Origin of the sequence: Faecalibacterium sp. i25-0019-C1, assembly GCF_042854225.1 — a bacterium.
Classification (GTDB): Bacteria; Bacillota; Clostridia; order Oscillospirales; family Ruminococcaceae; genus Faecalibacterium; species Faecalibacterium taiwanense.
Window position 1 is genome coordinate 1,109,946 of sequence record NZ_AP031428.1, and the last position, 24,122, is coordinate 1,134,067.

At 49.5% G+C, this 24,122-nt stretch carries 22 protein-coding genes and 2 pseudogenes; 21 read left to right on the plus strand and 3 right to left on the minus strand.

What is annotated here, in order from left to right:
• Positions 1-32: 32 nt before the first annotated feature.
• From ACGHUK_RS05445 to ACGHUK_RS05475, 7 genes and pseudogenes are all read left to right on the plus strand, one after another.
• A complete protein-coding gene (locus ACGHUK_RS05445) occupies positions 33-227 on the plus strand; it encodes a hypothetical protein (protein ID WP_008373537.1) in 195 nt (64 codons plus the stop codon).
• An 11-nt stretch (positions 228-238) separates the two neighbouring features.
• Positions 239-1,330 carry a site-specific integrase gene (locus ACGHUK_RS05450; protein WP_004850597.1) on the plus strand — a complete coding sequence of 364 codons (1,092 nt, stop codon included), beginning with the start codon at positions 239-241 and terminating at the stop codon, positions 1,328-1,330.
• Between the two features lie 175 nt (positions 1,331-1,505).
• Positions 1,506-2,582, plus strand: coding sequence for an AAA family ATPase (locus ACGHUK_RS05455; RefSeq protein WP_082419249.1), 1,077 nt, complete (start codon positions 1,506-1,508; stop codon positions 2,580-2,582).
• A 67-nt stretch (positions 2,583-2,649) separates the two neighbouring features.
• Positions 2,650-2,889 carry a hypothetical protein gene (locus ACGHUK_RS05460; RefSeq protein ID WP_008793133.1) on the plus strand — a complete coding sequence of 80 codons (240 nt, stop codon included), beginning with the start codon at positions 2,650-2,652 and terminating at the stop codon, positions 2,887-2,889.
• Positions 2,890-3,063: 174 nt separating this feature from the next.
• Complete coding sequence (locus ACGHUK_RS05465) at positions 3,064-3,291, plus strand: DUF5348 domain-containing protein (RefSeq protein ID WP_008373546.1); 228 nt, start codon at positions 3,064-3,066, stop codon at positions 3,289-3,291.
• 201 nt (positions 3,292-3,492) lie between these two features.
• Positions 3,493-4,908, plus strand: a complete 1,416-nt coding sequence (locus ACGHUK_RS05470) for a plasmid recombination protein (RefSeq protein ID WP_015541741.1) — start codon at positions 3,493-3,495, stop codon at positions 4,906-4,908.
• 4 nt (positions 4,909-4,912) lie between these two features.
• Positions 4,913-5,269 (plus strand): annotated as a pseudogene (locus tag ACGHUK_RS05475) (TnpV protein); the annotation flags it as partial.
• A 584-nt stretch (positions 5,270-5,853) separates the two neighbouring features.
• Here ACGHUK_RS05475 and rlmN read toward each other — a convergent pair.
• Positions 5,854-6,843: a 23S rRNA (adenine(2503)-C(2))-methyltransferase RlmN gene (gene rlmN / locus ACGHUK_RS05480; RefSeq protein ID WP_002569187.1), complete on the minus strand. Its 990-nt coding sequence runs from the start codon at positions 6,841-6,843 to the stop codon at positions 5,854-5,856.
• Positions 6,844-6,866: 23 nt separating this feature from the next.
• Positions 6,867-7,046, minus strand: coding sequence for a cysteine-rich KTR domain-containing protein (locus ACGHUK_RS05485; protein WP_002588768.1), 180 nt, complete (start codon positions 7,044-7,046; stop codon positions 6,867-6,869).
• A 384-nt stretch (positions 7,047-7,430) separates the two neighbouring features.
• Between ACGHUK_RS05485 and ACGHUK_RS05490 the strand changes: the two are divergent.
• The 6 genes and pseudogenes from ACGHUK_RS05490 to ACGHUK_RS05515 form a co-directional block, all read left to right on the plus strand.
• Positions 7,431-7,646, plus strand: a pseudogene (locus tag ACGHUK_RS05490) (helix-turn-helix domain-containing protein); the annotation flags it as partial.
• 32 nt (positions 7,647-7,678) lie between these two features.
• Positions 7,679-8,563, plus strand: coding sequence for an XRE family transcriptional regulator (locus ACGHUK_RS05495; RefSeq protein WP_226799365.1), 885 nt, complete (start codon positions 7,679-7,681; stop codon positions 8,561-8,563).
• Positions 8,564-9,471: 908 nt separating this feature from the next.
• Positions 9,472-10,104: a GyrI-like domain-containing protein gene (locus ACGHUK_RS05500; protein WP_097781920.1), complete on the plus strand. Its 633-nt coding sequence runs from the start codon at positions 9,472-9,474 to the stop codon at positions 10,102-10,104.
• 102 nt (positions 10,105-10,206) lie between these two features.
• Positions 10,207-11,757 (plus strand): glutamine-hydrolyzing GMP synthase, encoded by a 1,551-nt coding sequence (guaA, locus tag ACGHUK_RS05505; RefSeq protein ID WP_044953447.1) that lies wholly within the window; start codon positions 10,207-10,209, stop codon positions 11,755-11,757.
• Between the two features lie 410 nt (positions 11,758-12,167).
• Positions 12,168-12,725 (plus strand): TetR/AcrR family transcriptional regulator, encoded by a 558-nt coding sequence (locus tag ACGHUK_RS05510; RefSeq protein WP_097781913.1) that lies wholly within the window; start codon positions 12,168-12,170, stop codon positions 12,723-12,725.
• Positions 12,726-12,989: 264 nt separating this feature from the next.
• Positions 12,990-13,655, plus strand: a complete 666-nt coding sequence (locus tag ACGHUK_RS05515; RefSeq protein WP_390575404.1) for a hypothetical protein — start codon at positions 12,990-12,992, stop codon at positions 13,653-13,655.
• Positions 13,656-13,840: 185 nt separating this feature from the next.
• Here ACGHUK_RS05515 and ACGHUK_RS05520 read toward each other — a convergent pair whose 3' ends face one another.
• On the minus strand, positions 13,841-15,796 hold the full coding sequence (locus ACGHUK_RS05520) for a glycerophosphodiester phosphodiesterase family protein (protein WP_390575407.1): 1,956 nt from the start codon (positions 15,794-15,796) through the stop codon (positions 13,841-13,843).
• A gap of 366 nt (positions 15,797-16,162) precedes the next feature.
• Between ACGHUK_RS05520 and ACGHUK_RS05525 the strand changes: the two genes are divergently transcribed.
• The 8 genes from ACGHUK_RS05525 (at position 16,163) to priA (ending at position 24,112) form a co-directional block, all read left to right on the plus strand.
• Complete coding sequence (locus ACGHUK_RS05525; RefSeq protein WP_005940230.1) at positions 16,163-17,482, plus strand: carboxyl transferase domain-containing protein; 1,320 nt, start codon at positions 16,163-16,165, stop codon at positions 17,480-17,482.
• A gap of 49 nt (positions 17,483-17,531) precedes the next feature.
• Positions 17,532-17,912 carry a biotin/lipoyl-containing protein gene (locus ACGHUK_RS05530; RefSeq protein WP_005940233.1) on the plus strand — a complete coding sequence of 127 codons (381 nt, stop codon included), beginning with the start codon at positions 17,532-17,534 and terminating at the stop codon, positions 17,910-17,912.
• 16 nt (positions 17,913-17,928) lie between these two features.
• The gene (locus tag ACGHUK_RS05535; protein ID WP_005940236.1) at positions 17,929-19,332 is read left to right on the plus strand and encodes an oxaloacetate decarboxylase subunit alpha; all 1,404 of its coding nucleotides are present in this window, start codon (positions 17,929-17,931) and stop codon (positions 19,330-19,332) included.
• A 185-nt stretch (positions 19,333-19,517) separates the two neighbouring features.
• Positions 19,518-19,859, plus strand: a complete 342-nt coding sequence (locus ACGHUK_RS05540; protein WP_118528073.1) for a transposase family protein — start codon at positions 19,518-19,520, stop codon at positions 19,857-19,859.
• A 231-nt stretch (positions 19,860-20,090) separates the two neighbouring features.
• Positions 20,091-20,969, plus strand: a complete 879-nt coding sequence (locus ACGHUK_RS05545; RefSeq protein ID WP_097774851.1) for a YicC/YloC family endoribonuclease — start codon at positions 20,091-20,093, stop codon at positions 20,967-20,969.
• A gap of 22 nt (positions 20,970-20,991) precedes the next feature.
• Entirely contained in the window at positions 20,992-21,273 is a 282-nt protein-coding gene (locus tag ACGHUK_RS05550; protein ID WP_097777947.1) for a DUF370 domain-containing protein, read from the plus strand.
• On the plus strand, positions 21,260-21,832 hold the full coding sequence (gene gmk, locus ACGHUK_RS05555; RefSeq protein ID WP_390575409.1) for a guanylate kinase: 573 nt from the start codon (positions 21,260-21,262) through the stop codon (positions 21,830-21,832). Before ACGHUK_RS05550 ends, gmk begins: the two co-directional genes overlap by 14 nt.
• A gap of 21 nt (positions 21,833-21,853) precedes the next feature.
• Positions 21,854-24,112: a primosomal protein N' gene (gene priA / locus ACGHUK_RS05560; protein ID WP_390575412.1), complete on the plus strand. Its 2,259-nt coding sequence runs from the start codon at positions 21,854-21,856 to the stop codon at positions 24,110-24,112.
• Positions 24,113-24,122 lie beyond the last annotated feature (10 nt).

Here is a 24,122-nt window from a genome sequence, read left to right on the forward strand (position 1 = left end):
TTCTATATCTGGAGAGGAAAGGAGGAGGCAATATGGCAAGTTACAATTATATGATGAGTGCTGATGAAGTGGCACAGGAATTAAACTGCTCAAAATCTCATGCCTATAAACTGGTGAAAGCTATGAATAAAGAATTATCTGCACAGGGATATATTACGATGGCTGGAAGAATACCAAAGGCGTTTTGGGCAAAAAAGATGTATGGCTATGAAATAGCAGAAAATTAGGGAGGATCAATATGGCTTACAGAGAAAAAGACACAAAAAAATGGACAGCCCAGTGGTTTGAGACAAATGTCATGGGTGAGAAGAAAAAACGCAGAAAGCGTGGATTTGAAACAAAGCGAGAAGCATTGGAGTTTGAACGAAGCAAAAAGTTGAGCAATGAGCGAAGTATGGATATGAAGCTGAGCGATTTTATTGAGATTTATTTTTCAGACAAACAAAATGATCTGAAAGATCGAACAATCAAAAATAAAAGATATATGATGCAACAGCATATCGTTCCATACTTCGGAAATCAGATGATGAGTGAAATCAAGGCTTCACAGATTATTCAGTGGCAGAATGAAATTCAGAAAAAAGGCTATTCAGATTCTTATCTGAGAATGATTCAGAATCAGTTGACCAGTCTGTTTACACATGCAGCTAAAATCTATGACTTGCCGGTTAATCCATGCAAGAAAGTGAAACGAATGGGAAATTCAGATTCAAGAAGTTTGAACTTCTGGACACTGGACGAGTACAAACAGTTTATACAGACAATGGAGCCGGGAACAAGATATTATCTTATGTTTGAGATGCTGTTCTGGACTGGATGCAGGATCGGGGAGCTGCTTGCGATTACAAAAGCTGATATCAATTTTGAAAAGAATCAGCTTAGTATCAATAAGACTTATTACCGGACAGGAATGCAGGATATTATCACAGAACCGAAAACAAAACAGTCCTTTCGGACAATCGAAATTCCGGAATTTCTGAAAGAGGAAATTAAGGAATTTGTAGATGGTCATTACGGAATGCCGGATACAGAAAGATTATTTCCGGTTGTTCAGGAAGCGGTACAGCATAAGATGAAACGGCAGATTGAGCTGGCAGGAGTGAAGAAAATTCGAGTGCATGATATCAGGCACAGCCATGTGGCTTATCTTATTGAGAAAGGTGTGGAACCGTTATTGATTCGGGACAGATTAGGTCATAAAGATATTCGTATCACATTGAACACTTATGGACATCTTTATCCAAATCAGCAGAGAAAGATTGCAAATCTTCTGGATAATGAAAATGGAAATGCTGTTACCGGATTGGGAGAAGAAAGAGATGAATGTTGAAAAGGCAAAAGAAAAAGCCCAGATAAATAATCTGAGCAAGTTCTCTGATAATCAGATTCACTGATATACCATCTTGGCAGATTCAGTATATCACGAATCGGGAAATACGACAATTCCCGAATATCTGTTCATCAGAGACTTGCCCGGAAGGGCAGGAGGAGATGATGGAATGAATATGAATGAAAAAAATAAAATTGAGAATTGTAGAATAGAACCAAAACTGAAACTGATCAATATGGATTCAGTAGAGGTGGAACAGGTAGAATGGCTGCTTTATCCGTTTATTCCTTATGGAAAAGTGACCATTATACAGGGAGATCCAGGAGAAGGCAAGACAACGATGGTACTTCAGATTATTGCAAAACTGACCAGAGGAGAGCCGATTCTTCCTGTTACTGATAAAACGAAAACAAAAGAAAAACGAAGTGATGAAGTCGATAGTGAGAATGAAGATTTAGATGCTGAAGATAATATGCAGGAACAGTCTTCTGTGTCACCTGTAAATGTAATCTATCAGACAGCAGAAGATGGACTTGGAGATACTATCAAACCCAGATTACTTGCTGCAGGTGCAGATTGTTCAAAGGTGCTGGTGATTGATGACAGTGACCAGCCACTGACAATGGCAGATGTCAGATTGGAAGAAGCAATCGTGCAGACAAAAGCAAAAATGGTTGTTCTTGATCCGATACAGGGCTTTCTGGGAGCGGACGTAGATATGCACAGGGCAAATGAGATCAGACCACTGATGAAGCGTATCGCAGTGCTGTCAGAAAAATATCACTGTGCAGTTATTTTAATCGGTCATATGAACAAAAACAGCAACGGCAAATCTTCTTATCGAGGACTTGGCTCCATTGATTTTCAGGCTGCTGCAAGAAGTGTTCTGATTGTCGGGCGAGTGAAAGATGAACCGGAAGTAAGAGTGGTATGTCATACGAAGAGTTCTCTTGCACCGGAAGGAACGTCCATTGCATTCAGACTGGATAAGAATAATGGGTTTGAATGGATTGGAGAATATGATATCAGTGCCGATGAACTTCTTAATGGAGACGGAAGAGGACAGAAAAGTCGGAAAGCAAAAGAATTTCTCCTTGAGATACTGGCAAATGGAGGAATGACTCAGAAGAAAATTGCAGAAGAAGCAGAAGCCAGAGGAATCAAAAGTAAAACGCTATGGAACGCCAAACGGGAACTTGAAATTGATTCCGTAAAACGTGGAAAGCAATGGTATTGGATGTTGCCAGAATAAAAATGGAAGATGGCAAGATTACCATTTCTTAAGAAGAGGGGATCTTGCTACCTTGAAAGGAGAATAGATGCAAAATAAAAGTGTACAGATTCCATACGAGTTATTCTTTCAGCTCTTGCAATATTTTTTGATGGATAACTACGATGGTGAAGAAATAATACGGTTGGGATTGGAGAAAAAACTGGATGCAATGGTGAATCGTGAAGTATACAGCAAATCCAAAACAGCACCAACGGAAGAAGAAAGAGAAAAGTTCCGGAAGGAATATCTGGACAGACGGGGAATACCGGAGAACTTTCGATGGTAAAGGTTCTTTCTGAACACTTTATTACAGGAGCGTGTCACGCACCTGTAGATAGCAGACAAGGAGAATGTTGGTAAGGTGTAGTCGGGAGTTGACTGGCGTAGAAGAGAATTTTCAAAAGGGAGCCCTGATTCAGGGCGCCCCTGCGGAAACGGTAGATGAAAGGAGATTGGCACAATGAGAGAAGGAAGATTAGGATATAACAGTTATAACAAAAGATATGGATTATTATCATCAGATCTATGGATTGATACAGGATTTCACTGTGGAGAATGCCTGGAAGTGTTGCTTGATGATGAATGGGTTCAGACCAGAATGGAAATGAATCCTGCAAGAGAATGGTATCTTGTAGGGACACCGTATTGTGGTGATTTGGAATATATTCGGGCAAGGATACCGGAGTAAAGGTCTCTGTACCCCCGGAGGGCGCAAGGGTACTTTTGATGGACGGTACGGCTGTCGAAAGTGCTTTTGCGTTACTTTTGACAAAAGTAACAAAACCGCCGTATCCGGCGAATATTTCTTTTTATACTATAGCTGGCAAAGATACAAATTTATGTGCCATGTCTGGCACTGGTTTTAGAAAGCGGGGTGAGGAATATGACGATGAAACGAACAATCAGTGGTATGATCGGGACAGGGTCTCTGGCTCATAACAGACGAGATTTTATAGCAGAAAATGTTGATCCAGACAGAGTGCAATTAAATATTTGTTACCGGAATGAGAATCTGAAAGAAGTCTATAAAGAGCTGTTTGATGAAGCTGTAGAACGGTATAATGTCGGGAAAAGAAAAGATCGGCAGATTACAAATTATTATGAAAAGATTCGCCAAGGAAAACAGGAAAAGTTGTTCCATGAAGTGATTTTCCAGATTGGAAACCGAGAAGATATGGCTGTTGGAACAGAAGCAGGAGATCTGGCTGTAAACGTACTGGATGAGTATGTAAAAGATTTCCAGAAACGGAATCCGACACTTCGGGTATTTAGTTGCTATCTGCATCAGGATGAGGCTACTCCACATCTCCATATTGATTTTATTCCTTATGTGACGGACTGGAAAGGAAAAGGAATGGATACCAGAGTTTCACTGAAACAGGCATTAAAAAGTCTTGGATTTCAAGGTGGAAATAAGCATGATACGGAACTGAATCAGTGGATAAATCATGAAAAAGAAGTTCTGGCAGAGACTGCAAAGCAGTATGGAATTGAATGGGAACAGAAAGGTACTCATGAGGAACATCTGGATGTCTATAACTTCAAGAAAAAAGAACGGAAAAAGGAAGTACAGGAATTGGAGCAGGAGAAAGAGCATCTAACTGCTGAAAAAGAAGAATTAACAGCACAAATTGCAGAATCCAGAGCAGATATCCAGAATTTAAAAGACGATAAGGAACAGGCAATCAAGGCGAAGCAAGAAGCAGAACAAAAGGCAGGGAGCGCAGAAAAAGAACTAAAAAGCCTGGAAGATCGCAGAGAACAGCTACAACCGATTATGGATAGTGTGAGCAAAGAAATCAAAGAATATGGAACGGTTAAAATGTTACTGCCGGAGGCGGGCACGCTAGAACGGGCAGTAACCTATCGAGATAAAAAAATTAAACCACTGTTTCTTCAAATAAAGAATAAGGTTGCTGTAATGGCGGCTCAGGTTAAAGAACTTACGAAAGAGGTGGAAGGTTGGAAGAGAAAATATCAAAAGGTGAAACAAAAATATAATGCTATTCAGAGAGAACTGGATGATATACGTAAAGATAATCAGAAATTGTCAGAAGAAAAAGATATATTACAAGGTGTTTCTGATAGGTATGATCGTGTTGTGCGTGTTCTTGGAATAGAAACTGTAGATACAGCAGTACAGCAGGATATTCAAAACGAGAAAGTCCTGGAAGAAAAGCGACGGATGGAACAAATGCCGAAGGGAAATATTCATGAAAGATTGGCATGGGGAATGAAAAAAAGCGAGATGGAGAATCAGCAGCGTAAGAAAACTAAATCAAAAAACAGAGAAATGGAGAGATAAGATTATGGAAACACACATTTATGATGAAAAGAACGGATTAAGCTATACTTTGCATGGAGATTATTATTTGCCGGATTTGGTATTGAATGAAGAAGAACCGATATATGGGAAATATGGAATGCTGAGGAAACAGTTTCTGAAGGAACACAGATTAGCAAAATATCAATATTTGTTGTTGACTGGAAAGCTGACGGAACACCTGAATCAAATTGATCAGGAGAGCAGAGAGCAGGTGGAAATGCTTATGGAACAGATGGCAGAAAAACAGGGCGTAACTGAAGAATTAAAGGTACAGAATCGGACGAAGTGGGTTAGACTGATGAATAATATAAAAGCTAGTGCAGAAGAAATGGTGTTGAAACTTCTGAAAAGCACATTGTTTGTAAAACTCCCTGCTATTAGGTTCCACATTCTCACCTCCTTTCTCGTTGGAAAGTTGGTGGTGCTTCCCCCTTTTCGCGGGGCAATACGGCGTTTTTGAAAAACGCCGAAGATTTTTTGAAATTTTTTCAAAAAATTTTTTGAGCAGCAAAATACGCCTGTCCGAAAAGCCCGGACAGGCGTATAGGTATTGTAAGCAGTATTTAGATGATTAGACAGTTCATAGTCAAGGGTAGAGAGGTTCCCGGCGGTGGTCGGGCTTTTTTTGATATGTCAATGACCGTCGGATTTTGTCGATAGGGTATGTGCTTCATGGCGGCTACCTCCTTTAGCCGCCGCTTTTAACAGTGATACCGCGTCATTTCATTAGAAGATAAAAAGAAACGGCGGCTTTGATTTTTCAAAGCTGCTGCGGAAATCAAAGAACGACAAGCAACAGTTCTGATTTTGCTCCAATATGGTTATTAGGGGCACAAATTAAAATCAAAAAAGAGCCGATAACAGCAGTATTTCAAACTGCATATTATCGGCTCTGCGTCTGTGCGTCTGGCTCTTTTAATTAAATTATTTCTGTTGTTTTTTGGCTTTATTATATGTATTAGCTAACTGTCCACAAGCTGCTTTAATCTCTCTACCATGAGAAACTCTCATGGTAACTTCAAGTCCTGTTTGCTCTAATTGATGTTTGAACGCAACCATTTCTTGTTTTTGTGGTGCTCTAATTTTTGAATTACTCGTCGGGTTGTATTGCAGCACGTTAATCATAACATTTTTGCCCTTAAACCATTTTGCAAGTTGCCTTATATCTGAGGAACGGTCATTTATACCTGGTAAAAGCAAATACGCAAATACCACTTTTCGATTATGCCTTTGAGAATAGGACAATGCTTGCTTAACAACATCTTCAATAGCGTACATGTGCATATGAGGAATGATACAGTTTCTCGCAGCCTGTGTTGCTGCATGTAAAGATATTGTCAACTGAATTTTTAGATGTTCTTCGCGCAATTTTTTTAATTGATTAACTGGACCAACTGTTGATACGGTAATGCCGTCGGTTGGAAAGTTAAGTCCATTTCTATCTCGAAGAATATGGATTGCTGCAATCAAGTTGTCGTAATTGAATAAAGGTTCTCCCATTCCCATAAAAACGATACGATTTACTTTTTGACGTATCAATACAACCTGCTGCACAATTTCAGACGGTGTTAGATTACGAACAAAACCATTGCGTCCGGACTCACAAAAAATACAGCCAACAGAACAACCAACTTGCGTACTTACGCAAACAGTCCCACCATCTCGCCGTTTAATAAAAACCGTTTCAATATACCTGTTATCTTTCAATTCATAAACATACTTTTCAGTATCGCTACTTTTATAGACTTTTTTTGTTGATATTGATAGATTTTCTTTGTGAAATGGCTGTTTATACAATTCCGTATATAAGGCTCTTGCTTTATCCTCTCCAATTACTTCCGACATTTCTTTGTAAGTAAATCCGTATGGGTCATTCAATATTTCCGTAGGTGTACTTTTAGGTAAGTGTTTCATTTAAATATCCTTCCTTTTCAAAATTAAAAAGTTTGTTTTTCAGAGTTTTTGATTATGATTTCTAGTTTTTCAACATCAACGATATGCGTTAATTTACATTTAGGGCAGAAAAGAGGAAAATTTCTTAATACCGTATTATAAAATACTTGAACCCTCGTCTTTCCGTTACAAATTGGACATTTTATCCAATATTTTTCAAGCATAATATTTCTCCTTTTGCGCAAAAAAATGCAGGTCAATTCTCAACATGAGCATTGACCTGCATTTATACATATAATACTACAACAAAATTAAGGCATAGTTTTTATACTATGTCTATACGTCGTTAGTTTTGTTGTATAGCATACGCAAAATAAGCATGACAAAAAAGCCCATATTGAAAATGGGAAAAATCTTTTTTGATTTCAATGCTTATCGAATACGCATGCTATGTAACATAAACATTCCCCCCCTTTTATATAATATTATATACAAAAGCAGCTTGTTGTCAACATATATATATATGAATTATTTTGGCTAACTGATAGAACTATGTAGACATATCCAAGAAGAAAGGGGAACAGTAAAATGTAAGAGGGTGAATAACTATGGCAAAAAGACCAGTACCAAAATACGACTTCAAGGCTTTTGGGGCAGCGATAAAGGCAGCGCGTGAAGGACGCAAGGAAAGCCGCAAGAAAGTAGGCGACGAAATGTTTATCTCGCCGCGCTACCTTGCGAACATTGAGAACAAGGGGCAGCACCCAAGTTTACAGATATTCTTTGAGCTGATACAGCGTTACCATATATCCGTATCTCATTACTTCCAGCTTTGGCACGACTATTGAAAATTGATATGAATGAATTGTTTTCGTTTCATGAAGAATTGACAGAAAAAGAGATTGGACAATTTGTGAATGAACTTTCGGAAGTTTCATTGGACAGCTTTACAGAGGCTTTCGAGATGGCATCTCGTAAAATACAGGAGTATCCTCATTGCGACTTATTAATATATACGATCGCAACCGTTCTGAACGGATCTTTGACTTTGTCAGATCTTAATGACGAAGAACGAATGGAATATAATACAGCTATTATTGAGTGGCTGGAACGAACAGCAGATAGTCAGGATGAAAGAGTGAGAAATTCAAGCGTTTTTATACTTGCAACAAAATATGTCCAAATGGAGAAATATGAAGAAGCAAATGCCCTTTTGAAAAAAATTCCTGATACTGTAATTGATGCAACGATTATGAAAACAAGTGTATTAGCACATCAGGAAGGAACAGATACTGCTGCATTATTCTTAGAAGGGAAATTGCTACAGGCAGTTATCAATATCCAAAGCTACTTGTATAAGTTAATAGAAATGGAAGAAGAGACAGGAAATCATGATAAAGCAGAGAAAATTGCTGAGATTACAGATCACATGATATCATTGTTTGGACTATGGAATTATGGCAACACAGTTCCATATCTGCTGATTGCTGGATATCGAAAAGATGTAGAAAAATGTATCCAGTTAATTAAGCGATTATTAAGTGAATCACAGAAGCCTTGGAATATGACACAATCCCCTTTGTATTACAGGTATGAAGATACTGCACAGGGAAAAGCTTTTTCGGGACTTGGAAAAAATTTTGTTCGTGAATTGTATTCGGAAATTGAAAATAAGAAAGAGTATGAATTCTTGAGGGGGAATAAGGAACTCGAATCAATTTTTGAGGAACACTTGAAATAGGTTGTAAAAATGTATGGAAATAGATGTAGTTGAGAAAGAAGAAAATTTTTGACATTTCCACAGATGCGTGCTAATATGATTATAGAAAAAGAGTGCTACCGATAGACGGTTAGTCCACATACTTATTGATTACAAAAATAACCGTTCAGTTTGCAGGCTGGGGCGGTTATTTTTGTGGTTTATGATTATCTTTGCCTAATGTATATCCGATACTAAAGCAGGTTAAGCCGAAGCTCACTACTGCTATGAAGTCCACAATACTCATTGGCTTAGCCCTCCTTTCCACTGGATTCCTTTACAGGTTTCTATGTAATCAGAGGGTCACAGTCCCTCTGGAGAAGGACTAACCGCCTACCGTTATGGTAGCACCCATGTTTCGATTATAACAGTTAAAAATTACCGGTGCAATATAAAGTTGGTAGAGAAGTATCTAGTATCTACAGAAGAGAATCGGTTTGAGTATTCTCCGGTGCCAAAACGGTGCCAAGAAATCAGGCAAATCAAAATAGGTGGTGCAATTCAGCTGTTTTTCACTGTATTTTGGAGAGAAAACCATAAAAAATATGAGATAAAACGGGATTAAAGTATCGTGAGGGTGGCCGTACCGTTGGTTCTGGCGTTGTTGGCAAGATCATTGAGTGATTTTGGCCCTTCGCGCCTTTCCTAAGGCTAAAGGTTAAACTTACGAGAGACCTTCCCATTCCGGAGAGTGGGAAGGTCTCTTTTTGTTTTAGATCCTCTGTCTGTAAGGGCAGGGGATTTTTTTGCGGCATGTCACAACTCTTTGTTTACAAAACAAGGTTGTTCTGGTATACTGAAAAAGGAAATGCTGGAAAAGTCCTATCGGCTGGTGCTGAGGGAATTCAGCAAAAAGAAGCAGCGAGAACTTCTGGAAGGTGTGAAGAGTAATGCCGTTTGATTATAAGAAAGAGTACAGGGAATTTTATCTCCCGCCGAAAAAACCGCATCTGATTACGATACCGCGTATGAATTTTGTGGCAGTGCACGGCAAGGGCGACCCGAATGCTCCGGGTGGAGCCTATCAGGAGGCTATGGGAGTGCTGTACGGCATTGCTTTCACCATCAAAATGAGCTATAAGGGCAGCCACAAGATGGACGGCTATTTTGAATATGTGGTTCCACCGTTGGAGGGCTTGTGGCATCAGAAGGGCGTGGATGGCGTTGACTATGCACATAAAGAAACATTTGAGTGGACATCCATGATCCGACTGCCAGAATTCGTGACGCCGGAAGCGTTTGATTGGGCCGTACAGGAAGCAACGGCAAAAAAGAAAAAGGATTTTTCCAAGGCGGAATTCCTGACCTATGACGAGGGACTTTGCGTTCAGTGCCTGCATATCGGCCCTTATGATGAAGAACCGAAAACGCTGGCGCAGATGGATGCCTTTGCCGTAGAGCAGGGGTATATGCTTGATTTTTCAGAGACACGCTTCCACCACGAAATTTATCTGAGTGATCCTCGCCGCGCTGCACCGGGAACACTGAAAACGGTGTTGCGGCATCCCATACGTGAAAAATAAAAACAGGAAAATTCACAAATGATGTCGCTTTTATTTGGCAGATGTGCTATACTGATTTTATCTGTAGAAACACATTGAATGGATAAGGGAGGAGAGAACTTCATGCAGCATGAAACTGTCATCGTGCTGGACTTTGGCGGCCAGTACAATCAGCTGATCGCGCGCCGCGTCCGCGAGAACAATGTCTACTGTGAAATCTATTCCTATAAAACCGATCTGTCGGTTATCAAGGCAAAGAACCCCAAGGGTATCATCTTTACCGGTGGCCCCAACAGCGTTTATCTGGAGGATTCCCCCACGATCGACCCTGAGATCTTCAACTGGGGTGTGCCTGTGCTGGGCATCTGCTACGGCAGCCAGCTGATGATGCATCTGCTGGGCGGCCATGTCTGCCGCGCACCGGAGCGCGAGTACGGCAAGACTGAGGTGTTCGTGGACACGAACAGCAAGATGTTCACCGATGTGCAGCCCTCCACCATTTGCTGGATGAGCCACAACGACTATATTGAGCAGGCAGCGCCCGGCTTTAAGATCACTGCTCACACGGTCAACTGCCCGGTAGCTGCGGCAGAGAACGCCGAGAAGGGCCTGTACGCGGTCCAGTTCCATCCGGAAGTGCTGCACACTGCGGAAGGCAAGAAGATGCTGCGCAACTTCGTGTACAACGTCTGCGGCTGCACCGGCGACTGGAAGATGGACTCCTTTGTGGAAAACAACGTCAAGGCCCTGCGTGAGCGCATCGGCGATGGCAAGGTGCTGTGCGCCCTGTCCGGCGGCGTGGATTCCTCCGTTCTGGCAGCTATGCTGGCTAAGGCCATCGGCAAGCAGCTGACCTGCGTGTTCGTGGATCACGGTCTGCTGCGTAAGAACGAGAAGGAAGAGGTCTGCTCTGTATTCGGCCCGGGCAATGCCAACGGCTTTGATATCAACTTTATCTGTGTGGATGCCCGCGAACGTTACTTTGCAAAGCTGGCTGGTGTTACCGAGCCGGAGCGCAAGCGCAAGATCATCGGCGAAGAGTTCATCCGTGTGTTTGAAGAGCAGGCCAAGAAGATCGGCAAGGTGGATTTTCTGGCACAGGGTACCATTTACCCGGATGTCGTTGAGAGCGGTCTGGGCGGTGAGTCCACTGTTATCAAGAGCCACCACAACGTTGGCGGTCTGCCCGACACCGTGGACTTCAAGGAGTTGGTGGAGCCGCTGCGCAACCTGTTCAAAGACGAGGTGCGTCAGGCTGGCCGTGAGCTGGGCCTGCCCGAATATCTGGTCAGCCGTCAGCCGTTCCCCGGCCCGGGTCTTGGCATCCGCATCATCGGCGAAGTGACCCCGGAGAAGGTGGCTATCGTGCAGGATGCCGACGCGATCTGGCGTGAGGAGATCGCAAAGGCAGGTCTGGATAAGGAGATCAGCCAGTACTATGCAGCCTTGACCAACATGCACAGTGTGGGCGTCATGGGCGACGAGCGCACCTATGATTACGCTGTGGCGCTGCGTGCTGTGACCACCACCGACTTCATGACTGCGGAGAGCTACAATATGCCTTGGGATGTTCTGGGCACTGTCACTAGCCGCATCGTCAATGAGGTCAAGCATGTGAACCGCGTGTTCTATGATTGCACCGGTAAGCCGCCGGCAACCATTGAGCTCGAATAATGAAATTACGCGAACTTTCAACGTTGCTATGAGCAAAATCGAAAGAAAAATCGCGCTGTGACATTAGTTTGACACTAAGCCGCGGAAAACTTCATTGTGGAGCCACCCGGATCACTGGTTCGGTTTAACATTTGAGAATAATTTGAAAGCCCCGGAAAGTTACGAGTTTACGTTTCTTTCCGGGGCTTTTTGACATTATTGACATTAAGAAAATGCCCTGACATTATCGAAAATAGATGATACTGAATCGACAGTAAGGTGGCATCATACATATACTCCTTTTATGATTTTTGTAAGTTTGCATTCAATGTCTTAATCCGCAAAATATAAACCTTTTATGAAATCCTCTTGACAAAGTGAGAACGGGCAGTATAATAAAAATGAACATTGTTCATATTGAGGGTGACCACATGAATACAATCGTAACCTCCAAGGAAGATATCTTAAAAAACAGCCGTGAGCTTATCCGGGAAAAGGGCTGGGCGGCGGTCAGTATCCGTTCTGTCGCCTCGGCATGCGGGGTCTCGGTCGGCTCGATCTACAACTATTATGACTCCAAGGCTGAGCTTATCAGCGCCACGGTCGAGAGCGTCTGGTGCGAAATTTTCCACCGCCCGCAGGACGAGGCTGTATTTCAGGATGTGCAGACCTGTGTCAAATGGATGTACGAGCGCATGGCCTACGGCTGTGAGCAGTATCCTGGATTCTTCACACTGCACTCTCTCGGCTTTATGCAGGAGGACAAGGCCGATGGCAAACGGCACATGCAGCAAATCTGGCACCATATCTTAAATGGTCTGTGTACGGTGCTGCAACAGGATACCAAAATCCGTCCTGACGCTTTTAATGCGCAATTCACCGTTGAAAAATTTGCCGATGTTCTATTTTCGCTGATGCTGTCTGCCTTGCTGCGGCAGGACTACGACCCCGCCGCTGTGCTGGAAATCGTGCGCAGAACCTTATATTGACTGCATTTTCTTCCCACACTGCTGTGGGAATTTTATAATGTCCAAAATGAACACTGTTCACTCAAGGGAGACACTCATAGGAAAGTTCATCGCAATATCCTGTTGCTGCTCGCCTGTCTTGTGTGGAGGAATGCAAGCTTCAACATCCTGCGCTTTGGATGCAACTTTGCCGAGCAAGCCCTTGATGACCGTAAAAACGAAGTCGGCCCTGCAAAAAATGCAGTGTTACAATCAATTTAATCTATCAACAAGGAGCAATCAACTATGCAAGCAATCGTAGAAACTGTTTTTGATGCTGTGTATCTGGTATCCGTCATCACCATCGGTATCCTGATGATTTGTGGCTGCAAGGGCAACCACCAGTTCAAGCTGTTCGGTCTGATGGCTGTCGTTCTGGGTGCCGGCGACTCGTTCCATCTGATTCCCCGTGCTCTGGCTCTGTGCACCACGGGCTTTGAAAACTTTACCGTTCCTCTGGGTCTGGGTAAGTGGATCACCTCTGTGACAATGACTGTCTTTTATGTGCTGCTGTACTATGTATGGCGTGAGCGCTACCGGGTCAAGGGCAACAATGGCCTGACTGCCGCCATCTACGGTCTGGCTGCCGTGCGTGTTATCCTGTGCATGATGCCGCAGAACCAGTGGCTGAGCGCCGAATCCCCGCTGTCCTGGGGCATTTACCGTAACATTCCTTTTGCACTGATGGGCCTGCTGATCATCGTGCTGTTCTACCGCAGCGCCAAGGAGCATAACGACGCGGCTTTCCGCTGGATGTGGCTGACCATCGTGCTGAGCTTCGGTTTCTACATTCCCGTTGTTCTTTGGGCCAATACCGTCCCCATGATCGGTATGCTGATGATCCCCAAGACCTGCGCCTATGTGTGGACCGTTCTCATCGGCTATTCTGCTATGAAGAAGGAATGTAAGTGATTTGTTCACAGCACCGATTTATGAAATAAATTGCTTCGTAAAGATCCAAGCTTACCGAACCGGAATGATCTTACTTGATAAAACTGGATCAGGTAAACTTGTAAGCCCCCTGCCGGTGATGAACTGGCAGGGGGCTTTTTATGTGTGTACGGCTAGTTTAACAGAATACTTGATCTTTGCCGCGATTACGATGCATCCAGCAATTCGTCCGGGTCCTCGATGGCTTCTTCGATGGTCTCTTCCTCAGGAGTGGGTTCATCGACATCGGACGGAGCGAACAGGTCACGGATGAAGTCGCGCAGGAGGACGAGGCTGTTGTCAAGGTCGGCATCCTCGCTCAGCAGCTGCTGGATCATATCCGGCTTATCGGTGATCAGGTCGTCCACGCCGATGCTCAGCAGTTCGCTGGCATCCTCTTCGCGGTTGACGGTCCATGCGGAGATCGTCTTGCTGCGCTTATGGATCTGCTGCACCATACCGGAGGTGATAAAGGTGGACTGTACGCTGAAGAAATCTGCGGCAGGCAGATCGTAATAACTGCCCACGCCCAGTGCAAGGATATAGCCGGTCCGGATCTCCGGTGCCAGCTCCTTGACCTTGCAGAGGGTTTCATAACTCTGCGAGGTGATGGTGCAGTCCTGTGCAAAGCCTTTTTCGCGGATGATGCGGATGGTTTCCGCTTCCAGCTCCGGGGTGGCGGCATTGGGCTTGATCTCAATGTTCAGCTGGATCTTACCTTTGCACAGGTCCAGCACTTCTTCCAGTGTGGGAACTTTGGCACCAGTGTACTTCTGGCCGAACCAGCGCCCGGCATCCAGCTTACGAACCTCGTTATAGGTCAGGTCGTAGATGTTCTCGTTGCGGCCGGTGCAGCGGCGCAGGCTGGTATCGTGGGTCACCATGACCACGCCGTCCCTGGTCATCTGCACATCCAGCTCGGCCCACTCGCAGCCCTGATCGATGGCCAGCTGGAAAGCGGGCAGGGTGTTTTCCGGTGCGGCAGCGGAGTAGCCGCGGTGCGCGGTGACTACCGGCGCAACGCCGCCCAGCATGGAGAGCAGCTCGTCGTCTCTGGGCAGGGCAAGGTAACAGAATGCCAGCGCAAAGGTGAGCAGAGTAGCACCCGCAACCGATGCACCCAGAAGCAGCCTGCCGGTGGAACGGTGATGCTTTCCGCTCTGGACCGGCTCCGGCTCAGAGGGGAGAGACTCCCGCAGGCGGCAGTGCAGCATGGCGAGGATCGTGCACTGCGCCATGGTGATGGCGCAGTCGATCAGGAACTGGAAGAAAGGCATCTCAATGGCCAGCGCCGCGCGGGACAGTGCAAACATGGCCTGTGTGCTCTGCAGCCCGACCGCGATGATGATGCCGTACAGCGGCACGGCAACCGCTGCCGTCAGCAGCAGGGAACGCAGGACGACCGAGAGGTTCCAGCGCAGCAGCAAAAGAAAAGCACGGAAGACGCGCCTGCGGATGCAGCAAAAGCTTTCCTTTACCGACTGCCACAGGCTTTTGCGCTCCAGCACGAACAGCGGCAGCACCAGCACCCAGCTGACACAGAGGAACAGCAAGGCGGCACCGGCAGCCAGATAGAGCAGGTAATACCGGCTGTTTGCCCGGATGACACCCATGATGTATTCCGGCACGGCAAGCTGCGTGATATAGTTATAGGCGAGGAAGAAGTTGGTGAACGGGATCAGCACGGCACTGTAGACCAGAACGAGCCAGTTTTGCGGCAGGAATGCGTGGCGGATATCTGCAAGAGAGGTGCGCAGCAGGGCAGGCAGGCGGATCGTTTCGCCCTTGCGGGCAAGATCCAGCCCATGCAGCAGGACGGAAAACTCATACAGCGCCCAGAACGCGGTCAGGATGGCAATGAGCGTGATGCACAGGATGATCGCAGGGGAGGAAAAGATATCGGAAGCGTTGTTGTTGCTCAGGTAGTGCATGGGTGCGAACCGCAGCGTGAGCGACCAGAGCTGCTGCATCAGGGGGACGAACAGCAGGTTCGTTGCAGCCTTATACAGGACGATGACCGCGAGCAGGGGGATCTCGGCGCGGCGGATGATAGCCCGGGCGGAGTGTTTCATGGAGTTGTAGGTTTCGTTGGAGGCGCGGAGTGAAGTGAGCAGATTTTTCAATTTGACATGGCCGTCCTTTTATATTCTGCAAAATGACCCGCCCCGAAGCTTCCCGGCGGGCTGTTCTGCGAAAAAAATTTACATATTAAATATAGTGTAACATAACTTCTTATAAAATAAAATGCAGCAGGGGCAGACAGAATCCACAAAATTAAAAGAGAATTTTTGGCAGCTGAGTGTGCGGCGCAAAATGCCCGCAAAAAGGCGAGAAAGCGGAGGAACGATGAATCGTTAAAAAATTGTAGAACTTTGCGCGACAGATGTTGATTCGCATGGACTTTTATAGAATCTCTTGCATTTTTATGGAAAATTCAGTATAATAAGACTAATTTTGAAAGCTCACACAGACAACCAGGAGGTCTTACCATGGCTTCAAAGATCAATAAGGGAGAAATCCTCGCCAAGTTTTTTGATGACGGGGAATACACTGCACTGTTTGCTGACGGTGCAGTGAGCGCTGCCTGCGGCTATGCGGCAGGTCAGCAGGCTTACGCTGTTTACCAGAACGGCGAAGCTGTTACCGTAAAGGATGTTGAAAAGAACATCAAGGTTCTGGAGATGGCAGCTCAGACTGGCTGCCCGGTCGTCACCTTCTATAACTCCGTCGGCGCAAAGCTGGCTGAGGGTCTGGACGTACTGACCGCCAGCGCAAAGCTGAATGCGCAGATCGCAAAGGTTTCCGGCGTGATCCCGCAGGTGGCTGTTGTTCTGGGTGTCTGCGGCGGCACCAGCGCACTGAGCGCTGCCAATGCAGATGTCTGCATCATGGCTGAGGGCGCAGAGCTGTTCTTCACCGCTCCGTTCACCTCTGCTGCCAAGGGCGACAAGGTGGCCGATGCCGGCACCGCAGCCGCCGCTGCAAAGGCTGGCGTGGCCGCCATTGTGGCACCCACTGCTGAGGAAGCTGCCGAGAAGGCTGCTCACATCGTGGGCCTGCTGCCGGCCAACAACCTGACCGGCCCTGCGATCTTTGAGTTCGAGCAGCCCACTGCTGCTCTGGCTGCCGGTGCAGAGCCTGCAAAGGCTGCTGCTGCCGTGGTCGATAAGGACAGCGCTGTGGAGCTGTATGCAGGCTTTGGCAAGTCTGTTTACACTGCATTTGCCACCGTGGGCGGCAACGCCGTGGGCGTTGTGGCCACCGGCAAGACCCTGTGCCACAACTGCGTGGCCAAGGCTTCCCGCTTTGTGCGCCTGTGCGATGCCTTCAGCGTGCCGGTGATCACCATTGTGGATACCGAGGGCTTTGTGCCCAGCGCGACCGATGACATTGCAGGCGGCATCCGTGAGGCTGCCCGTCTGGCTGCTACCTATGCCGACGCTACCACCGCAAAGGTGGCTGTGCTGGCTGGCAAGGCCGTCGGCCCTGTTTACACCGCTCTGGCTGCTGCCGATCTGCGCATTGCCGTGGCTGGCTGCACCGTCAGCGCACTGGAACCCAGCGCAGCGGTCAGCGTCCTGTACAAGGAAGAGATCGATGCTTCCGACAACATCATTGCAGCCACCAACGCAAAGGCTGCTGCTTACACCGCCGAGGTGTGCAGCGCAGCAAATGCAGTTGCCTGCGGCGCTGCTGACCTGACCTGCGATGCAGCCAATGTGCGTGCAAGCGTTGTTGCCGCACTGGAACTGCTGAGCACCAAGCGTGCTGCCCGCCTGCCCAAGAAGCACGGCAACATGGCTCTGTAATCGTCTGTATAAATCTTTTTGATACGATTTTGATTTGGAGGATCCTTCCATGAAGTACTACAATATTACCGTCAATGGCGTTGCTTACAGCGTCTCCGTGGAGGAGACTGCCGCTGGTGCTGCTCCGGTTGCTGCTGCAGCTCCTGCCGCACCCGCTGCTCCTAAGGCTGCTCCGGCTCCCGCTGCTGCTCCCAAGGCTGCTGCAGGCGCTGCTGGTGCCGTTGCCGTCAAGGCTCCCATGCCCGGCAACATTCTGGATGTCAAGGTCAAGGCCGGTGCATCCGTGAAGGCTGGCGACGTGCTGGTGATCCTGGAGGCCATGAAGATGGAGAACGAGATCGTTGCTCCGCAGGATGGCACTGTGGCTTCCATCAACGTCAACAAGGGCGACACCGTCAACTCCGGTGACGTTCTGGTTTCCATGAACTAAGGGAGAGGTGACAATCATGGCCAAAAAGCCGATCAAGGTTACTGAGGTCGTCCTGCGCGATGCCCACCAGTCTCTGCTGGCCACCCGCATGACCATGGATGAGATGCGTCCCATCCTGCCGGAAATGGATAAGATCAACTACTTCTCCGTGGAGTGCTGGGGCGGCGCTACGTTCGACAGCTGCATCCGCTTTCTGGACGAAGACCCGTGGGAGCGCCTGCGCATCCTGCGCAAGGAGCTGCCCCACCAGAAGCTGCAGATGCTGTTCCGCGGCCAGAACATGCTGGGCTACCGCCCCTACGCAGACGATGCCGTTGAGTACTTTGTGCAGAAGTCTGTTGCAAACGGCATCGACGTGATCCGTATTTTCGATGCACTGAACGATCCGCGCAACCTGCAGACCGCCATCAAGGCAGCCAACAAGGAAGGCGCTCATGTGCAGGGCTGCATCAGCTACACCCTCAGCCCCGTGCACAACAACGAGTACTTTGCAGCCTACGCCAAGACCCTGGAGGAGATGGGCGCAAACTCCATCTGCATCAAGGATATGGCCGGTCTGCTGACCCCCTATACCTGCTACGATCTGGTGAAGAAGCTGAAGGAGACCGTCAGCATCCCTGTTGATATCCACAGCCACTACACCGCAGGTCTGGCTTCCATGTCCATCCTGAAGGGCATCGAGGCAGGTGCCGACATCATCGATACCGCCATGAGCCCCCTGAGCCTGGGCACCAGCCACATGCCCACCGAGAGTCTGGTCGCTGCCCTGCAGGGCACCGATTACGACACCGGTCTGGATCTGAAGCAGCTGAACGTTGTGCGCGCATACTTTGCAAAGCTGCGCGAGAAGTACATTGCCAACGGCCAGATCAGCCCGAAGAGCCTGGGCGTGGATGCAAACACCCTGCTGTATCAGGTGCCGGGCGGCATGTTCTCCAACATGCTCAAACAGCTGAAGGATGCCGGCAAGGAAGATAAGCTGGACGAAGTGCTGGCAGAGATCCCCCGCGTCCGCGAGGATGCAGGCTATCCGCCGCTGGTCACCCCCACCAGCCAGATCGTTGGTACGCAGGCTGTGTTCAATGTGATCCTGGGCGAGCGCTACAAGATGGTCACCAAGGAGTTCAAGGGTCTGGTCCACGGTGATTACGGCAAGACTCCCGCTCCCATCAAGCCCGAGTTCACCAAGAAGATCCTGGGCGACGAGCAGCCCATTACCTGCCGCTTTGCTGATACTCTGGCTCCTGAGATGGACAAGCTGAAGGCAGAGGCTGCCAAGTGGGCAACGCAGGAAGAGGATGTGCTGACCTACGCAATGTTCCCGCAGGTGGCACCCAAGTTCTTTGAAAAGCGCAATGCCAAGAAGCAGGGCGTGGACGGCGACCATGTGGACTACACCAATCAGTCTCATCCCGTCTGATTTTTCATAACGGATTCCGGAGCTTCCCGCTTTTGCGGCGGGAGGCTCCTTTTTGTGTTTTGCACCGGATCTGGCCCCAAAAATGGGCGGCGGCTCATTGACATGAAAATCCATCCATTTTATAATGAATCAAAATGGATGCAGCCGACACCCGGGCATCCCCGGAAAAAGAAGAGGTGATCTGCATGAGAAGCATCACGGTACAACGCCTTGCGGAATTTACAGAGCAGGATTATGAATTTACCTTCGGCATCACCCGGAAGGAATTTGCCCAGATGCTGGAAGCACTGAATGCGGCTTATTGCAAGGAGCACCGGCGCAGGCCGCATTTTACCAAGATCACAATGCAGGATAAGCTGGTGCTGACTTTGCTCTACCGCCGCGAGTACCGCAGCATGGAGAACATTGCGGCAGAATACGGTGTCTCCCGCGATACCATTGCGGACAATATCCACTGGGTGGAGCGCGCACTGCTGAACGCAAATCTGCTGCAGAACAGCGTGACCTGCGTATATAAAACCAACTGAAACAGGCTCTGATACAGGATCGGAAGATTTTGTATCAGAGCTTTTTTGCTTTGCACCGTGTATTGCGGCCGGTTTTGGCGGCGGCACGCAACAGTGCACCTTGAATTTTGGGCCGAAGAATAGTAAAATGAAACTATATGTATCGTAACATGGGTTTGTGTACCCAAAGGCGGATACGTATACCGAAACTTGTAAGCTGAAACACTGAAAATGTAAGAACAGGAGAGCGTTATGATCTTAAGCATGACCGGCTTTGGCCGGGGGACTGCTGTGCGCAATGGCCGTGAGATCACGGTGGAGCTGCGCAGCGTGAATTCCCGCTACTTTGAGTATTCTTCGCGCATCCCGCGCACCTGCAGCTATCTGGACAGCCGCCTGAAAAAGCAGCTCAACGAGCGCATTTCCCGCGGCAAGGTGGAGCTGAGCATGACCGTGCAGAATGTGGACGCTGCCGATACGGTGGTGGCCGTCAACATGGAGCTGGCACGCAGCTACCAGCAGGCCATGCGGGATATTTCGGAACAGCTGGGTGTCAAGAACGATATCTCTGCGGGTGTGCTGACCCGCTTCCCGGATGTGCTCACCACCCGCCACGCGGATGTGGACGAGGAACAGCTGTGGGAAGATGTTTCTGCCGTTACCGCACAGGCGCTGGACCGCTTTGTGGAGATGCGCGCCGCCGAGGGTGCCAAGATGAAGGCAGACGTGGAAAACCGCCTGAACTTCCTCGAGGAGTGCGTGGGCAGGGTGGAGACTTTGAGCGCAGGCCGCGTGGAAGCCTACACCAACCGCCTGTACGAGAAGCTCAAGGTCATTCTGGAGGACCGCGATATCGACGATGCCCGCGTGCTGACTGAGGCCGCTATTTTTGGCGATAAGACCGCTGTGGATGAAGAGACGGTGCGCCTGCGCAGCCACATTGCGCAGTACCGCGATATCCTCAAGCTGGACGAGCCGGTGGGCCGCAAGCTGGACTTTTTGACGCAGGAGCTGAACCGCGAGACCAATACCATCGGCTCCAAGTGTCAGGATCTGGATATCACCCGCATCGTGGTGGATATGAAGGCGGAGATCGAAAAGATCCGCGAACAGATCCAGAATCTGGAGTGATACAGAAAATTCGGAGGGGTTTATGAAGCTCATCAACATCGGGTTTGGCAATATGGTCAGTGCAGGCCGTGTGGTGGCAGTGGTCAGCCCGGACTCCGCCCCGGTCAAGCGCCTTGTAAAGGAAGCGCGGGAGCGCGGAATGCTGATCGATGCATCCTATGGCCGCAGCACCCGTGCAGTGCTTATCATGGACTCCGATCATGTGGTGCTCTCGGCGCTTCAGCCGGAAACGGTGGCCAACCGTGCGGCAGGGCAGGAGGGCAAAACACCAACAGAGGAGGAACAGACCCATGGCGAACGATAAATATTTGTTTGTGGTCTCCGGCGCGGCCGGTACCGGCAAGGACAGCGTGGTGAAGGCACTGCGCGAAGCACACCCGGAGATCGAAAAGACTGTTTCCGCCACCACCCGCGCACCGCGTCCCGGTGAGCAGGAGGGCGTGGATTATTATTACCGCACCCGGGAGCAGTTCCAGCAGCTGATCGAGAACGATCAGGTGGTGGAGCACAACTTCTACAACGGCAACTACTACGGTACCCTGCGCGAGGAAGTGGACAAGCGCCTTGCAGCCCGGAAGGTGGTCGTTCTGGTCATCGATGTGCACGGCGCAGCGAACATCCGCCGCATGTTCCCGGGCGCGACCACCGTGTTCCTGCTGCCGCCGTCGGTGGAGGAGCTGGAGCGCCGTCTGCGGGGCCGCGGCACCGAGACCGAGGAGAGCATTCAGGAACGTCTTGCCACCGCCCAGAAGGAGCTGGCCCAGCAGGATAAATTCACCCTGAAGCTGGTCAACGACCAGGTCGATACCTGCGCCGATGCACTGTATCAGGCCATCTGCCAGCGCATTGGTGCCGCAGAATAACATTTTGAAGGAGCTGGACGAATGCCCAAAACGGTAGGCGTTGCCGTCAGCAATGCGACCTTCCACTTTGATAAGCTTTATACCTATGCCGTCATGCCGGATCAGCAGAATGCGGTAAAACTTGGCAGCATGGTGCTGGTGCCCTTTGGCCGTGGCAGCCGCGCCCGCATGGGCGTGGTGCTGGCCTGCGATGCCGAACCGGAAAGTGCAAAGCTGAAATATCTTTTCGACGTGGCCCCGGCATCCGCCTGCCTGACCCCGGAACTGCTGCGGCTGGTGCACTTTTTGAAGGAGCGCACCTTCTGCACCTATTACGAAGCGGTCAAGGCGGTCATTCCCTATGGTGCGCAGTACAAGCCCGCTGTGGCGGCAGACGGTGTGACGCCGGTGCTGCAAAAGCAGCTCACCCGCCACACCGAGAACTCCTACCGCCTTGTGGGCGGGCTGCCGCCAAAGCCGAAGCCGACGGCCAAGCAATTGGCGACAGTGGCGCTGCTGGGCGGCGGGCCGCGCACCCTGAACGAGCTGGAAGACAAGGGCATCAGCCGTGCCGTGCTGGATAACCTGTGCGCCAAAGGCGTGCTGGAATGCAGCAAGGTGAACAAATCCATCGACCTGTATTCGTCCATCCCGCTGAAAAACGAGCCGATCACCCTCACGCAGGAGCAGCAGGCGGCTTACGATGCTCTGCTGCCAAAGCTGGAAGACGATGCACCCCACTCGGCGCTGCTCTATGGCGTGACCGGCAGCGGCAAGACGCTGGTGTTTTTAAAGCTCATTGCCCGCTGTCTGGAGCAGGGCAGGCGTGCGCTGGTGCTGGTGCCGGAGATCAGCCTGACCCCGCAGATGATCCTGCGGCTCAAGAGTCAGTTTGGCCGCCGGGTGGCGGTGCAGCACTCTGCCCTCAACCACACCGAACGCCTTTTGCAGTGGCAGATGATCCAGGACGGCGGCGCAGACATCGTGGTGGGCACCCGCAGCGCCATCTTTTCGCCGCTGGAAAACATCGGGCTCATCATCATCGATGAGGAGCAGGAGCACACCTACCGCTCGGAATCCGCGCCCCGCTATTCTGCCCACGAGGTGGCCCGGCAGCGCGCGGCGGAAAACGGTGCATTGCTGCTGCTGGCAAGCGCCACCCCCAGCACCGAGAGCTTTTACGCGGCCCAGCATGGCCGCACCCAGCTGGTGCGGCTGACCCAGCGCTACGGCGGCAACCCGCTGCCCACGGTGCAGATCGTGGATATGCGCGCAGAGCTGGCGGCAGGCAACCCGCGGGAGATCAGTTTGTCGCTGGAAGATGCCATCCGCCGCAATCTGGATGCAGGCAAGCAGACCATTTTGCTGCTGAACCGCCGGGGCTACCAGACCATGGCCCAGTGCGAGGACTGCCGCGAGGTGCTCAAGTGCACAAAGTGCAGCGTGCCGATGGTGTACCACAAAGCGGCGCACAAGGTATTGTGCCACTACTGCGGCAGCCAGATGGAACCGCCCACTGTGTGCCCCGCCTGCGGCGGCAAGCTGCAGTACCGGGGCTTCGGCACCCAGAAAGCCGAGGAAGAGCTGGCAAAGCTGTTCCCGGATGCGCGGGTGCTGCGCATGGATCAGGATTCCACTGCCGCAAAGGATGCCCACGAAAAGCTGCTGGCAAGGTTTGCAAACCACGAATATGACATCATGGTGGGCACCCAGATGGTGGCCAAGGGACTGGATTTTGAGGATGTGACCCTTGTGGGCGTGCTGGGCATCGACTCGCTGTTGTTTGCACAGGGCTTCCGCGCGTATGAGAACGTGTTCAGCCTCATCACGCAGGTGGTGGGCCGCAGCGGCCGGGCCAGAGACCCGGGCTTTGCCATCATCCAGACCACCGACCCCGATAACCCGGTGCTGAACCTTGCCGCCGCGCAGGACTACGATGCCTTTTTTGAGCAGGAGATCGCCTACCGCAAGCTGGGCCTGTACCCGCCCTTCTGCGGGCTGTGCGTCATTGGCTTTGCAGGCGCAAAGGAGATCGAGGTGGCACGGGCGGCGGCGCGCTTTGCGGCCCTGCTGGGCCAGCAGGCGGCAAAACAGCCGGACCTGCCGCTGCGGGTGCTTGGCCCCACGCCCGGCAGCATTGAAAAGATCAACGACACCTACCGCTACAAACTTACCATCAAGTGCCGCAACGACCGCCGCTTCCGCGATCTCGTGCGCAGCACACTGGAAAGATACGAACAGGAAAAACTTCCGTCCAAGGCCACCGTTGCGGTGGACCTGCACTCGGACGGTGACATCTGATTTGGAGGTA

Excerpts from the sequence above, each read along its gene's own strand:
- ACGHUK_RS05445 (WP_008373537.1), top strand. The coding sequence starts at position 33 with ATGGCAAGTTACAATTATATGATGAGTGCTGATGAAGTGGCACAGGAA.
- ACGHUK_RS05450 (WP_004850597.1), top strand. The coding sequence starts at position 239 with ATGGCTTACAGAGAAAAAGACACAAAAAAATGGACAGCCCAGTGGTTT.
- ACGHUK_RS05455 (WP_082419249.1), top strand. The coding sequence starts at position 1,506 with ATGAATGAAAAAAATAAAATTGAGAATTGTAGAATAGAACCAAAACTG.
- ACGHUK_RS05460 (WP_008793133.1), top strand. The coding sequence starts at position 2,650 with ATGCAAAATAAAAGTGTACAGATTCCATACGAGTTATTCTTTCAGCTC.
- ACGHUK_RS05465 (WP_008373546.1), top strand. The coding sequence starts at position 3,064 with ATGAGAGAAGGAAGATTAGGATATAACAGTTATAACAAAAGATATGGA.
- ACGHUK_RS05470 (WP_015541741.1), top strand. The coding sequence starts at position 3,493 with ATGAAACGAACAATCAGTGGTATGATCGGGACAGGGTCTCTGGCTCAT.
- rlmN (WP_002569187.1), bottom strand. The coding sequence starts at position 6,843 with ATGAAACACTTACCTAAAAGTACACCTACGGAAATATTGAATGACCCA.
- ACGHUK_RS05485 (WP_002588768.1), bottom strand. The coding sequence starts at position 7,046 with ATGCTTGAAAAATATTGGATAAAATGTCCAATTTGTAACGGAAAGACG.
- ACGHUK_RS05495 (WP_226799365.1), top strand. The coding sequence starts at position 7,679 with ATGAATGAATTGTTTTCGTTTCATGAAGAATTGACAGAAAAAGAGATT.
- ACGHUK_RS05500 (WP_097781920.1), top strand. The coding sequence starts at position 9,472 with ATGCCGTTTGATTATAAGAAAGAGTACAGGGAATTTTATCTCCCGCCG.
- guaA (WP_044953447.1), top strand. The coding sequence starts at position 10,207 with ATGCAGCATGAAACTGTCATCGTGCTGGACTTTGGCGGCCAGTACAAT.
- ACGHUK_RS05510 (WP_097781913.1), top strand. The coding sequence starts at position 12,168 with ATGAATACAATCGTAACCTCCAAGGAAGATATCTTAAAAAACAGCCGT.
- ACGHUK_RS05515 (WP_390575404.1), top strand. The coding sequence starts at position 12,990 with ATGCAAGCAATCGTAGAAACTGTTTTTGATGCTGTGTATCTGGTATCC.
- ACGHUK_RS05525 (WP_005940230.1), top strand. The coding sequence starts at position 16,163 with ATGGCTTCAAAGATCAATAAGGGAGAAATCCTCGCCAAGTTTTTTGAT.
- ACGHUK_RS05530 (WP_005940233.1), top strand. The coding sequence starts at position 17,532 with ATGAAGTACTACAATATTACCGTCAATGGCGTTGCTTACAGCGTCTCC.
- ACGHUK_RS05535 (WP_005940236.1), top strand. The coding sequence starts at position 17,929 with ATGGCCAAAAAGCCGATCAAGGTTACTGAGGTCGTCCTGCGCGATGCC.
- ACGHUK_RS05540 (WP_118528073.1), top strand. The coding sequence starts at position 19,518 with ATGAGAAGCATCACGGTACAACGCCTTGCGGAATTTACAGAGCAGGAT.
- ACGHUK_RS05545 (WP_097774851.1), top strand. The coding sequence starts at position 20,091 with ATGATCTTAAGCATGACCGGCTTTGGCCGGGGGACTGCTGTGCGCAAT.
- ACGHUK_RS05550 (WP_097777947.1), top strand. The coding sequence starts at position 20,992 with ATGAAGCTCATCAACATCGGGTTTGGCAATATGGTCAGTGCAGGCCGT.
- gmk (WP_390575409.1), top strand. The coding sequence starts at position 21,260 with ATGGCGAACGATAAATATTTGTTTGTGGTCTCCGGCGCGGCCGGTACC.
- priA (WP_390575412.1), top strand. The coding sequence starts at position 21,854 with ATGCCCAAAACGGTAGGCGTTGCCGTCAGCAATGCGACCTTCCACTTT.